This is a genomic window from Otoolea muris, from assembly GCF_943193115.1.
GTDB lineage: Bacteria > Bacillota > Clostridia > Lachnospirales > Lachnospiraceae > Otoolea > Otoolea muris.
Genome location: NZ_CALPCY010000089.1, coordinates 1 through 12,091 on the forward strand (window position 1 = coordinate 1; position 12,091 = coordinate 12,091).

The window sequence follows — 12,091 nt, forward strand, 5'->3', positions numbered from 1 at the left end:
GACAGGGAGCGGCGGGCGCAAGAATGAGTTCTTCAAGCTCTGCCTTCCGGGATTCAAGGTCTTCAAAGTGACCTTTGATCACCTTAAGTTTACCGGCTTGCTCCGGTGTGATAAAGCCGTCAATGGCATCACGGAGTTCAGGGAGTTTCTTTTTCAAACTTTTGTAGACGAGAGGTTCAAGGTCAAAGGAAGTATCTGCAGGATTTTCCAAAAGTTTATCCAGTATCGCCTGAGCAGATTTGCCGAAGGTGTCCGAAACAACGTTTCCCAACTGGATATTGGAAACCGTGAGACAGTTCTGCAAACGATTCTTTTCACTTGATTTAAAGCAGGTCAGTTTGAAACGGTAACGCATAAGGTCGCGGAGCTGACGAATGTCAGCGGGGGGCATAAAGCTGCCGGCAACAAGGTCATGCTTAAACAGGTCAGCAAACCATTTGGCATCTTTCTTGTCAGTTTTCTTTCCACGGATAGCCTTAACATATTTGGGATGGGCAAGGACGATCGTACAATCATTTTCCAAAATGTTGTAAACGGGGATCCAGTATTTACCAGTGGATTCCATACAGACATCCCTGCAATTCCGGTGGAGAAGCCATTGTAACAAATCTTTCAGCCCCTTCGTGTAGGTCGAAAAACGGTGGCTCTCATAGGTGGTCACACCTTTGCTGTTAGTAGAAGCAATGCAGGCCACTACAAAAGTTTTGTGGACATCAATGCCACAACAGATTTTGTACACGATTTTTAAAGCCATAGGGACTCCTTTCAGAACCTAAAGGTTCGACAAAGATGATAGGGAAAGACGGCATTGACTGAACGCCTAAGCCATAAACGAGATTGTTTATACAAAGATAAGATTACGTGCTCAAGGTCACACTTATTTGTGCTTGAAAAGGCGGACTACACATATAAATATACGGTCATCCGGCAAGCCGGACAGCCCACTCACCTCCCCGTGATTTGTAGTATACCGAGTTCCCTACAAGAAGAATTATAAAGAAAAAATAGGCTCAGGGAAACCATTTTCATTACGTTTTGTGCCTGAGCGAAGCGAAAGGAATGGATATAAATATGAAGGGATAAAAAAAATACGAAAATATCGACGTGTGTGCAGCTTTGGAGGCGATTATGAAGCAGAAGACCGCTTTTTTCCAGCCAGACCTTGATCAAGACAAAGAACTGTCTTAACGCGTAGGGGTGCGGGATAAGAAAACACACAACAAGTCATGCCAACAGGGCCTGAGGGATATTTACGGCCCTGTTTTTTTACGCCTGCGCTGCGCCAGCCGTCCCCATACTTTCCATGGAACCAATGGAAGAAATCTGCAGAGAGCGGAAAGGAGAACAAAATATGACAGGATGCAAGGTAAGGGAACACAGGGAAGGAGGAGGCGGGCAGGAGTCCGCAAAAGTGCAGACGGCGGTCATCAAAGCCGATAGCCGGGACGAGTGATATTTTTTTGACGGCCCGGTATGGAGCGGGGAGTTGGAAGCAGGCGATGTGGCAGGAGTGGTCTGGTCTATACGGAGGACACAGCCGGCACGCACGAGTGCGTCAGATCCTGCCTGTATGACGACATGGAGGGGGGGGGCGCCGATAGCGTGCTTGCTTGCGGATGTGAATTATTGATGAGGATGAATGCACGGAACAGGACTGGTTCATTTTCCCGGCAGGGAGGGACAGGGAAGAGATCCGGCATTGGTTTGACCGGAATTACAGTGGGGGTGTTGGCAGGAAGCAGCATTGAACCCCCGCTACTTCCCTGGGCATGATGCCGCTGTACGGCGGTTAAGATCAAAAAAGGAAAAGAGGATAAAAATTAAGAAGTTGTAAATTCAGTCTGCTGAAGAGATTGAATTTTTTCGTAAAATCTGTATAATAGAGGAAGATAATACGTAAGATAATACGTAAGATAATGGAGGTTCTTATATGGATGAATACAAACCGCCTTTTACAATAACGAATAAAATATTATCGTATGTATCGTTGATTTCCGAAAAAATAGGACGAATAACCGCAACCAGCAATCTGGAAGCAAAACCGCATTTGAGAAGAAATAACAGAATCAGGTCGATTCATTCATCTTTGAAGATTGAAGCAAACTCTTTGACGCTGGGACAGGTTCGGGATATTATTAACGGCAAGGCTGTACTGGGTGAGCAGAAAGAAATTCAGGAAGTAAAGAATGCTTATGCCGCTTATGGGCATCTTTCTGGGATTGATCCCTATAATATCCGGCATTTGAAGCAATTTCATGGAATTATGACAAAGTATCTTGTGGAAGAATCAGGTGAATTTCGTTCAGGCGAAGAAGGTGTTTTTAATGGTGAGCAATGTATTTTCATGGCGCCGCCTGCACGGTTTGTACCACAGCTTATGGATGAATTATTTGCTTGGATAAAAGAAGCGCAGGAATACGTTCATCCATTGATTTTGAGCAGTGTATTTCATTATGAATTTGTATTTATCCATCCTTTTTCCGATGGAAATGGCAGAATGGCAAGATTATGGCATACAGCGTTTCTGTCTAAATGGAAACCGGTATTTGAATATATCCCTATTGAAAGCCAGATTGAGAAATTCCAGGATGAATATTATGAAGCTATTTCCCAATGCCATGTTGCCGGGGAATCTACAATTTTTATTGAATTTATGCTGTTACAGATTGATAAAATACTGGATGAAATTTCCGCTCAAATCAGTGAGAAAAATGAATACCTTCCGGAAGCTGTCCAAAAATTACTCGAAGTTATGGAATATGACGTTCCTTACACGGGCAATACGCTGATGGAGAGGTTGGGGTTAAAAGCGAAAGAAGGATTCCGGAGAAATTATCTTCATCCGGCGGTTGAGATGAATTTAATTCAGATGACAATACCGGATAAGCCGAACAGCAGAAATCAGAGGTATGTAAGAACGTGACAGGAACCATAGTCCCCTGATTATGGATTGTTGCGATGTTTACTGGCTCCAGTGGGTTCCCCTATATAAGCCGGGGAACCTGTAATGGCATAACGAGGAAGATCTAAGCATCAGATGGGTGTATGCAAAGCAGCAAAAGACAGAAAAGATTTCTGTATCCGCCAAAGCCTGGGAAAAGATCCCGGGCTTTTTCGCCCCCATCCATGCCCTTTGTGCTCCATCCCTCTGTTTTTTATGCACTTTCACCCACCACCGCGCTTCCATACTTCCCATGTAAACACATATAAGGCACTGCAGAGAGGGAAGAAAGGAGAAGAACGCGCGAAGAACGCAGTCAGAAAAAAGCGCCCGCCGCCCTGCATGCTCCTGGCTGCCAGGCTGGATGGGCTGGCAGACGGCAGCATAGCCCTGGCCAGCTACCAGGTGTCCCGCGACTGGTTCAGGAAGCTCACGGTAGTCCCTGAAAACATCGTCCCCCTTGGCTATGTCGGAGAAGGCATGGAAAAAGCTGTGTTCATCTTTTCGGATGCAGGAGAAAAAGAGATCGGGGAAGACAGAGGGAAGAAAACCGTGAGGTACTTCATGGAAACAGCCCTGATCACCGTTGATAAGGGCATGTCCTGCACTTACAGGAACTTTGGCTTCCCTGTCACTGCCGGGGACTGCTTCATTAAGGAAATCCCGGGCAGCAAGGACGGGGACTTCGGGATATTCCTGGCGTGCGACGAGGAAGAGGAAGACGGGTGGCTGGTACCGCGCAAGGGACGTGCATGGGTACTGGCCAGGAGCTGGGATATGTATTGTTCCCCGATCTTTAGATACAACGGAGCCATCCGGGCAGACTGGAGCCCCGCCTACAAGGACTTCGTTATCCGCGGGAAGGACATGGTCCGGTTCAAAGTCTTTGTGGCCACTAATCCGGCGGTAATGAATCTGGAAGGCTATGACACCCTGATCGATATCACCAGGGAGAATGATGTCTTTAAGCTGACCTTCAGCAACGGGGACTACGAGTTTAAGACCCTGGTGAGCCGGTCCACGAGGGATCGCGGCTATGTCGTGACTGTGGAATAAGAAAAGGCGGAAGCCCCTGACAGAGGCGGAAGGGACTCCCTTCCACCTATCCGAAAAAAATACGAAGAAAAAGGAGAATGAAAAATATGGTCACGAAACAGGAATTCCTGCAGACGGTTGCCAAAATTGTAACGATGGCGTCTGATGTGCCGGTCACGGTAAATGTCACAACCATCAGACGCAACAACGGGAAGCATGACTGCATCCAGGTGAAACGCGGCCGAAACACTGGTGTGAATGTGGGCGTGGACAGCTATTACCAGGCGTTCTGTGATGGCGGCATTTCGGCGGTTATGGCTGCGGCGGAATCTGTCATCCAGGCGCAGGAAGACTGCGAAGCGTACAAAGATGCCATGCTGAACATTGCAAAAGAGATGACGGACTATGAGCAGGCCAAAGGCATGCTGATGTGCCGCCTGGTAAACACAGCGCTGAACCGCGACAGGCTGAGTGAGATGCCAAACATACCGTTCCATGACCTGAGCATCCCGTTCTACGTAATGACAGACAGCGGGCAGGGATTGATCACGGGCATCACCAACAACTTACTTGCTAAATGGGGCATTGGCATCACAGAGTTGTTCAGGGATGCGCTTGCAAATATGCAGGCGAAAGCACCCGCGGAATTCCATAGCATCTTCGATGCCATAACTGGCATAACAGGAGTCCCGGCCGAGGATATGGAGAAGACCGTAAAGGATATTGGCGCGCCAATGCTGTACATCCTGACGAGCAAGGACAAACGCATGGGTGCGGCAGTCATCTTATACCCGGGCATCCTGGAATCCTGTGCGGAGATAATGGGCGGGGATTTTTACCTGATTCCAAGCAGCATCCATGAATTTCTGCTGGCCCCGGTGTCAGGCATGGGGCCAGATGAACTCCAGGCGGTGATCCGGAAGATCAACCAGACAGAAGTGCTGCCGGAGGAAATGCTGGCTGATCATGCATACCTGTATTCTACGGCGCAGAAGAAAATTATAATGGTGTAGCAGAGGGACAGGAGGGTGATTATATGAGTTATACATCTTGGCATACTTATGGGTATGGAATATGCGTTTCCGACATTGGCAGACCTTCTGTGGAATGTATCCGGAACCTGCTGGCAATGGCGCCAGTATTGCAGGAAGACATCCAGGAATGGCTGGATGGGTGTGGAATCACTAATCCAGATTATGATGACTATATGGGATTTGATCAGGATTTCGAGCTTGGGTTAGCTACCATCCTGAAAAAAGTGATCCTGGAGGCGGAAAATGTAGAATTTGAGGCTTGCGACAGTTGTGAGGAAAAGGACTACTTGTTGTTCTGCCCGGAGTATCCCTGGAATCGGCAAAACCAGATAAAATTAGAAACGGAAGAGGATGTTGCAGAGCTTTTCCGTAAATATACGTCCGTTTTGGCGGACGAACCGATCGACATTGATTACCAGTCTGTGGAGAACGGAGCGTGAACGGAAGTGGTATAATGTTTGACTTGACTTCCATAAAAACAGGTAACCGCAAGGCGCCTGTTTTTTTGTGCCGGAAAAACGCGCCAACTGTCCGGCGGCATGGGCTGCTATATGTGAGACGCACAAGGTGCCGGAGTGTCAGGATTTCTCGATATGTGCGGGAAGCAGCGCGGCTGTTGCCGGCAGCGCTTTTGCACAAAAACTGAATATGCGTTATGCCCTGAGCAGGGGCTGCATTCCATCCCCTGGGGAAATGCCGCGGAAAACCGCCTGGATCTTCTTTACACGCAGAAAATCTGCCCCGCCAGGATCACCCATACTGGCAGGGAAACACAAGGAGGAAAACGGATATGAAGGAAGCGCAGGGAACGCAAATCCAGCGGATACGCCTGTTCCCGGACTTAACTGGCCCGGAATATCCGGGATTGGCAATGCCTGGCTTGGAACATTCTGGACTGGACAGCCCGGGCTGGGATGTGTGGGAAAACGGCAGGGAAACCGTCGTCTGCAGGAGCGGGCTGGGCATATTGCCGGACATGGCCCTGGGCTGTTTTTTGCCAGATATTTTGCGGATAAGCAAAATGCTGGCATGTATAGCATCTGTATCACAGAAGTACCAGAAAACAGATATATTGCCGCAAAAACGATAACGGAAAAAGATGCGCCATACTTCCTATGAAACCGGATCAGCCGCGGCAAAACGGCCGTAAAAAATAGGAGGAAAAACGCTATGGGAGCAGGAAAGGGGACGGTATGCGCCATATTGGCTGTGGCACTGGCAGCAGGAGGATGCGCCAAGTCATCCATGGATAAGGAGACACCGGCGGAAACCGCAGAGGAGATCGTGATGGAAATGGGGGAGATGGAATATGTGGAATATGTCTCTGACGAGGACTGGGACACCATGGTCCATGTATACAAGATCATCATGGACAACTATGGCGCCGCACAGGGCCTGGTGGCTTCCGGGCAGGCTGATCCGTCCGGGCTCGTAGACAAAGCCGAAGAGCTCATTGAGTACGGGAAAGCCTGCGAGCGTGACGGCCTGACTGCGGAGGAGGCGGGAGAGAAGCTCAGTGAGATGGTTTGACACGGCGGATGGCATGCTGGGACTGATCAGGCAGGGAGGCGGCACGGTTGTGGAGATCCCTGCGGCTGGCGGAACAGATGCAAAAGAGGCAGGCGTGGACTCCGGAGCAAGTGGGGCGGCATTTGAAGGGGCAGAAAACGTCGGGGAAGACGAAGGCATATGAAATTTGACAGAAAGCTCCTGTAAATGGGATAAGATAAAAGCGAATGGGCGATAAAGGGAGTTATCATTCAAGCAGAAACATGGAAAGTTTGGAGGCTATTTGCTTACGGACGGCGTTTCTCCGGAAGGCTACACGGTCAATGAGGAAGGTGCGCGGATGGTAAATGGGGTAGTGCTAACGCAGCCTGCAACTCCGGTTTATGCACCTGAGAATACGTACAACGCCCAAGGTGTTAGTAACATTGCCTTGGAGATGGTAGAAAATACTAGTATAGATCGATTTTAATTTCTTTACATTATTATTTTAAAATCCATATTATTTACAAAGTTTTTAGAAAATGATTTTGTAAGGTTATTTAAATCGTATTATACTAGAGCGTGTTTGAAAATTCATTCCTGGCATCTGCACGCCCCACTTCGCGGTATATTTGTGCCAAATTCACTTAACGTAGCCCACTACGCCGCGTTCATTTGGCACAAATCTCCCACAAAGTGGCACGCACAGCTACCAGAAAGCAATTTTCAAACACGCTCTAGGGAAGAAAATGCCAAATTCGGGGAAATGGAAGTTTTTGGAGAGAATTCAAACGAAATACATGTCATGTATGCCAATGGATTTACTATAGATTACCCGAATATGGGCGGTGGCATGAAATCATTACGACCAACTTCAAAAGATGGGGAGCTTTTGTTTAAATATTATAAGAGTAGCCTTTCTTCCGGAGATGCTATTGAGAGTTATTTGTATGGATTGGGATTAGGGTTTAAAGGAGGATATGGCGGGACTTATTCAACTGGCACTGGATGCTGGATAAACTTTGATGAAGGCCATGATATGACTTGGAGTGGTGATGGATTTATTGAAATTCGTGCTATGCAGCAATAATAATTAACTAATGTATAATATTCAACGGTGTCTTTCCCAGGCAGTTAGGACGAAAAGTCTTGGATGCTGATTGGGGATCCGGACGAGAGGGCCAGGTTCCTGATGCAGTTCAGGCCAGGGGATGCGAAGTTCTACCTGCAGGATACGGAGATCGTGGGAAGCAGGGAGTTTTTGGAAGCCATGAAGGCCCGGGACATCACGCCCTTTAAACGGAGGACAGCCCTGAATGAGTCCATGGAGGATCCGGGGCATCTCTACAGCGGCATCGTGCCAAGGGGCACGCCAGTCTGCATTGAGTCCGGGCGTGTCAGCCTGTATGACGGCCAGGGCGGGAGGACCGGCCAGATGACGGTATGGACTACCCGGGCGGATGTAGAGATGGCTGATCCTGGGACACAGGGCAGCCTGGAGTACGGCGGGCAGAACGTGGGATACTTTAAAACGGGCCAGCCCATCGGGGCGGGCGTGTACGTCCTTGCGGAGTTAAAGCCGCCGCTGGGGTATGTGAGGAGCAAGCCGGTGGCCATTGAGGTATACAGTGACCAGACAACGTATTATGCGGACGGTGACATGTATGCAAAGGTGGCAGCCGTGAGGTACCAGGAGGGGCTTCCAGATGAGTAATCCGTACAAGTAAGTAAGATAGCCAGGAGGGCAGGAAAAGGCGGGTGGCAGCCATCAATCCCGGGGTGGGATGGGGGAGGCCACCCGCCTTTTTTCTTTGGAACAGTTTCTGAGCCAAAGGATGAAAACCAGTGACAATTCGGAAACAGTAAAAAATTTTCTTTTGGAGGTATCAGGTTATGGGAATCGCAAGGAAGTACCTGGATAAGAAGTCAGCGGCGGCAGACGCGGCGAAGGATTACGGCAGCATGAAGTTCATCATTGAACACACGGACGATGAGATAAAGGCGGCATATGAAAAAATGGGAGGGATCAGCAGCCCGCAGTTTGCCGGGATGCCCCACGCGCACAACCCACATGCCGCAGAGGACAGGATGGCGGAAGGACATGGATGAGATCAGCGTCCTGCGGGAGCGGTACCGGCAGGCAATGGAATACATGGCGTGGTTCGTCCCGGCATGGGAGGAGCTTTCGGAGGATGACCGCTATGTGCTGGATGCGTTCTACAGTGAGAACAACGAATACGGCAGCAGCGCGGCGGAGGACGTGGCGGACTGCTTCGGGAATGAGCGGGCGTCCGCATACCAGAGGAAGAACCGGGCCCTGGCAAAGCTGACCACCCTGCTGCTCGGGAAACCATAATGTCCACTTTGTGAGATGATTTATCCGTTTCGGCGTGGTATGCTGATAAGGTGAAAAAATATCAAGAGGGCCTTCGCGGGAGCATTGGAATTTTGCGGGGGCTTTCTTTATGCCGCAAGGAGGTGAGGGCAATGCCAGGGAAACTGAAGAGGCCGTGTTCCTTCCCCGGCTGTCCCCGTCTGACGGAGAGCCGGTTCTGTGAGGAGCATGGGAAACAGGAGAACCGCCGCTACGAGAAGTACGACCGGTGGCAGAAAAAATAACAGGCAGGAAAACCCGCAAAGATGGAATTACCTGCCTGTGCCTTATTTTTTGAAAAGATCTGCGTGTGAACCGGTATCGATTAAGGTCAGCGTTAAAATATCATTTTCGATGAGATAGATTAACAGCCAGTCCGGTTTGATATGGCATTCCCGAAAACCCGCAAGGTTTCCGGTCAGTCCATGGTCGCAGTACCGTTCTTCGAGCTGCCTGCCCTGACGCAGCAGGTCAACGATCTGGTCCAGCAAAGAGATATCCAGCCCGCGTTGTTTCATGAGCTTATAAGCCTTTTTGTAGGCTGTGGTAAATTTAACCTGGTACATCAATCGTCAAGAGCCGCTTTTAAATCTTCCATACTGGAATATCCTTTGACGTCAGGATCGCGGGAAATACGGCGGGCTTCTGCCATGGCATCAAGGGTTTTCTGGCTGTATGCCGGCGCCTCCACGGCAAAAGGAAGCCCGCCGCGAAGGACGCATTGATGCAGGAATATATTTACTGCACTGGACATATCCAGTCCGAGCCGGCTGAAAAGAGCTGAAGCTTCTTGTTTTATGCTGGCATCGATTCGAATCTGAGTTGGGGTTGTTGCCATTTGACTACCTCCTTTTTTCTTTATTATAGACAATATAGTTTACAATGTCAATCAAAATAAAAAATGATGGGAGGGGAGGTAGAAATCTCTGAAACCAATCAGCTGGGGAACAGGCGTGGGGTGCCACGCACAAAAACCGGAAATCAAAGGGGGATTGCCCCGTGAATATTGTTAGATATAAAAAGGTCAAAATATTTCATGTTTTATTAAGAAATGCGAGGTGGATGAAACTAGATAGGGCCAAATATACAAAATTTTTTTAAATATCGAACGAATTTTAAACTATTTTTTCTTATTTCGCATGATTTTATTGATTGAACTACTAAAATCGCATATAATATAAATCATTCAAATAAAAGGAGGATTGTCTCGTTGCTGCCTGTGCCCAATCAATACATTGCGATTCTATTGCCACCCGAAACAAAAGAGATTTTGAAGGCTTTGGTATTCCTGCGTTTACCCCATCTGAAATCCTTTTGCAGCCCATATAACACGCGTATCATGGAAAATTTAAAATTTTCTTATCACGTAAGCCCTCTGACAACAGCCAAAATATTTGAAAATGGGGGATACGACACAGGATTTGCCTAAGTATTTGAATTAGTATTTATGCACATCGCGGGAGTGTAGATTTCATGAATATTGAAGCATATAATCTGGATTCGCTCCGGAAATTAGTACGGAGCCTTCAGGATGAAAATAAAAGACTGAAAGAGCAACTGGACAAAGCCAATATTCCATATGATACGGAAAATGTATTTGCGGAAAAAATAGAAAACCTTCAAGAATACGATCCGGATCAGGGAGGACGTATTTTGAGTCAATATATCACCAAAGATCTGGCAAACCGATACTTTTCCATGTTCTGGGGCAGGACCGATGTATATGCCAGGAGAGGAGCGAAGGGCGGATATTTTCCGCAGTGTAATAACCGCTGGAATGACAGTCTTTGCCCCAAAAATCGGGGCGGGAAGCAGAGCTGTGAGACATGTGGGAATAAGGACTGGACAAAGCTTACACTGGAGAAAATCATAAGCCATTTGCTTGGGATGAAAAAAGATGGATCCGATGTGTTAGGAGTGTATCCCCTTCTTGAAGATGGCGCATGCCGGTTTATCGTATTCGATTTTGATAATCATGAAAAAGGCGCGGAACAGACAGATTTCGCGAATACGGATGAAGAGTGGCATGATGAGGTGGATGCCCTCAGGATGATGTGCGAGATCAATGGTATTAAACCATTGGTGGAGCGCTCCCGGTCGGGGAGAGGCGCCCATGTGTGGATTTTCTTTAAGAAACCTGTATCTGCGCCATTGGCAAGAAACTTTGGATTTTTATTGTTGGATAAAGGCTCCGCTTCCATCAATTTAAAGTCTTTCCATTATTATGACCGGATGTATCCTTCCCAGGACGTGACAAGCGGTATCGGAAATCTAATCGCGCTGCCGCTGCAGGGAAGGGCGCTCAAAGACGGTAACAGTGCATTTGTGGATAAAAACTGGAATGCCTATCCGGATCAATGGGATATTTTGTTAAATCAGACAGAGAAGCTTGGAACCGATGACATAGAGCGTCTTATGGCGAAATGGCAGGGAGAACTGGCACAGGCAGCGGGTATACCTGCTGCTGTGACAATGCAGAACAGGCCAAAGCCATGGAAGAAAAAAGACGGTTTTGTAAAAACCGATGTTGTGGGGAAAATGCACATTGTACTGGGCGATGGGATATATGTTGACACCCTGAATCTGATGCCCAGTCTTCAGAACCAGATCAGGAGCATGGCGGCTTTTGATAATCCTGTCTTTTATAAAAATAAACGGTTAGGCTATTCCAACTATAATAATTTCAGCGCTGTGTATATGGGAAAGGATGTGGATGGTTACATCGTTATTCCCCGGGGCTTAAGAGATCATCTGGTTTTGTCCGCAAAAGAGGCGGGGATCGAAGTAGAGACAGAAGATCAGAGAGAAAAGGGAAGGCCAATCCGGGTATCCTTTCGGGGAGACTTGAAGACACAGCAGGATTTGGCAGCGCGCAGACTTCTTGAGCATGACCATGGCGTTTTAAGCGCGGCTACTGCATTCGGCAAAACAGTGGTGTGCAGTTATCTCATAGCGGAAAGAAAAGTAAATACACTGATCCTGCTGCAAAGTAAGGCTCTGCTGGAACAATGGGCAGAAGAACTGAATAAATTCCTGGCTATAGATGAAGAACCGCCTTTTTATAAAACGAAAACGGGGCGTGAGAAACGAAGAGACAGTGTGATCGGGATCCTGCATGGAAGCAAAAATACTCTCACAGGTATTATTCCCGCGAGCAACGAGCCAAGTGGGCATGCTTGCATGCACATTTGGCGACTGCCGCGAGGGTCAAATACCCCG

17 protein-coding genes are annotated in these 12,091 nt (G+C 48.1%); 13 read left to right on the forward strand and 4 right to left on the reverse strand.

Going from position 1 to position 12,091, the window contains the following annotated elements:
• Positions 1 to 754: IS110 family RNA-guided transposase (locus NFS31_RS25350; protein ID WP_251501470.1), on the reverse strand; the 754-nt coding region annotated here is incomplete at its 3' end.
• Between the two features lie 1,176 nt (positions 755 to 1,930).
• Here NFS31_RS25350 and NFS31_RS25355 point away from each other — a divergent pair.
• From NFS31_RS25355 to NFS31_RS25385, 7 genes are all read left to right on the forward strand, one after another.
• Positions 1,931 to 2,923, forward strand: coding sequence for a Fic family protein (locus tag NFS31_RS25355; RefSeq protein WP_251501473.1), 993 nt, complete (start codon positions 1,931 to 1,933; stop codon positions 2,921 to 2,923).
• A 114-nt stretch (positions 2,924 to 3,037) separates the two neighbouring features.
• Complete coding sequence (locus NFS31_RS25360; RefSeq protein ID WP_251501476.1) at positions 3,038 to 3,997, forward strand: hypothetical protein; 960 nt, start codon at positions 3,038 to 3,040, stop codon at positions 3,995 to 3,997.
• An 86-nt stretch (positions 3,998 to 4,083) separates the two neighbouring features.
• On the forward strand, positions 4,084 to 4,989 hold the full coding sequence (locus tag NFS31_RS25365) for a DUF5688 family protein (RefSeq protein ID WP_251501479.1): 906 nt from the start codon (positions 4,084 to 4,086) through the stop codon (positions 4,987 to 4,989).
• A 23-nt stretch (positions 4,990 to 5,012) separates the two neighbouring features.
• Complete coding sequence (locus NFS31_RS25370; protein ID WP_251501482.1) at positions 5,013 to 5,450, forward strand: hypothetical protein; 438 nt, start codon at positions 5,013 to 5,015, stop codon at positions 5,448 to 5,450.
• Between the two features lie 350 nt (positions 5,451 to 5,800).
• The gene (locus tag NFS31_RS25375) at positions 5,801 to 6,100 is read left to right on the forward strand and encodes a hypothetical protein (protein ID WP_251501485.1); all 300 of its coding nucleotides are present in this window, start codon (positions 5,801 to 5,803) and stop codon (positions 6,098 to 6,100) included.
• 80 nt (positions 6,101 to 6,180) lie between these two features.
• Positions 6,181 to 6,540: a hypothetical protein gene (locus tag NFS31_RS25380; protein ID WP_251501490.1), complete on the forward strand. Its 360-nt coding sequence runs from the start codon at positions 6,181 to 6,183 to the stop codon at positions 6,538 to 6,540.
• The gene (locus NFS31_RS25385) at positions 6,527 to 6,703 is read left to right on the forward strand and encodes a hypothetical protein (RefSeq protein ID WP_251501493.1); all 177 of its coding nucleotides are present in this window, start codon (positions 6,527 to 6,529) and stop codon (positions 6,701 to 6,703) included. Before NFS31_RS25380 ends, NFS31_RS25385 begins: the two co-directional genes overlap by 14 nt.
• Positions 6,704 to 7,054: 351 nt before the next feature.
• Here the strand turns inward: NFS31_RS25385 and NFS31_RS28100 are convergent, their stop codons facing one another.
• Positions 7,055 to 7,141: a DUF6783 domain-containing protein gene (locus tag NFS31_RS28100; RefSeq protein ID WP_334303128.1), complete on the reverse strand. Its 87-nt coding sequence runs from the start codon at positions 7,139 to 7,141 to the stop codon at positions 7,055 to 7,057.
• A gap of 123 nt (positions 7,142 to 7,264) precedes the next feature.
• Between NFS31_RS28100 and NFS31_RS25390 the strand changes: the two genes are divergently transcribed.
• The 5 genes from NFS31_RS25390 (at position 7,265) to NFS31_RS25405 (ending at position 9,117) form a co-directional block, all read left to right on the forward strand.
• Positions 7,265 to 7,588, forward strand: coding sequence for a hypothetical protein (locus NFS31_RS25390; RefSeq protein ID WP_251501496.1), 324 nt, complete (start codon positions 7,265 to 7,267; stop codon positions 7,586 to 7,588).
• A gap of 63 nt (positions 7,589 to 7,651) precedes the next feature.
• On the forward strand, positions 7,652 to 8,212 hold the full coding sequence (locus NFS31_RS25395; protein WP_251501499.1) for a hypothetical protein: 561 nt from the start codon (positions 7,652 to 7,654) through the stop codon (positions 8,210 to 8,212).
• A 179-nt stretch (positions 8,213 to 8,391) separates the two neighbouring features.
• Entirely contained in the window at positions 8,392 to 8,607 is a 216-nt protein-coding gene (locus tag NFS31_RS27230) for a hypothetical protein (RefSeq protein ID WP_331482877.1), read from the forward strand.
• Entirely contained in the window at positions 8,600 to 8,854 is a 255-nt protein-coding gene (locus NFS31_RS27235) for a hypothetical protein (protein WP_331482878.1), read from the forward strand. Before NFS31_RS27230 ends, NFS31_RS27235 begins: the two co-directional genes overlap by 8 nt.
• A 131-nt stretch (positions 8,855 to 8,985) precedes the next feature.
• Entirely contained in the window at positions 8,986 to 9,117 is a 132-nt protein-coding gene (locus tag NFS31_RS25405; protein WP_331482879.1) for a hypothetical protein, read from the forward strand.
• A 42-nt stretch (positions 9,118 to 9,159) separates the two neighbouring features.
• Here the strand turns inward: NFS31_RS25405 and NFS31_RS25410 are convergent, their stop codons facing one another.
• On the reverse strand, positions 9,160 to 9,438 hold the full coding sequence (locus NFS31_RS25410) for a type II toxin-antitoxin system YafQ family toxin (RefSeq protein ID WP_251501502.1): 279 nt from the start codon (positions 9,436 to 9,438) through the stop codon (positions 9,160 to 9,162).
• Positions 9,438 to 9,710, reverse strand: coding sequence for a type II toxin-antitoxin system RelB/DinJ family antitoxin (locus NFS31_RS25415; protein ID WP_251501505.1), 273 nt, complete (start codon positions 9,708 to 9,710; stop codon positions 9,438 to 9,440). Before NFS31_RS25415 ends, NFS31_RS25410 begins: the two co-directional genes overlap by 1 nt.
• A gap of 635 nt (positions 9,711 to 10,345) precedes the next feature.
• Between NFS31_RS25415 and NFS31_RS25420 the strand changes: the two genes are divergently transcribed.
• Positions 10,346 to 12,091 (forward strand): TOTE conflict system archaeo-eukaryotic primase domain-containing protein (locus NFS31_RS25420; RefSeq protein ID WP_331482880.1); only part of this gene is annotated, 1,746 nt, incomplete at its 3' end.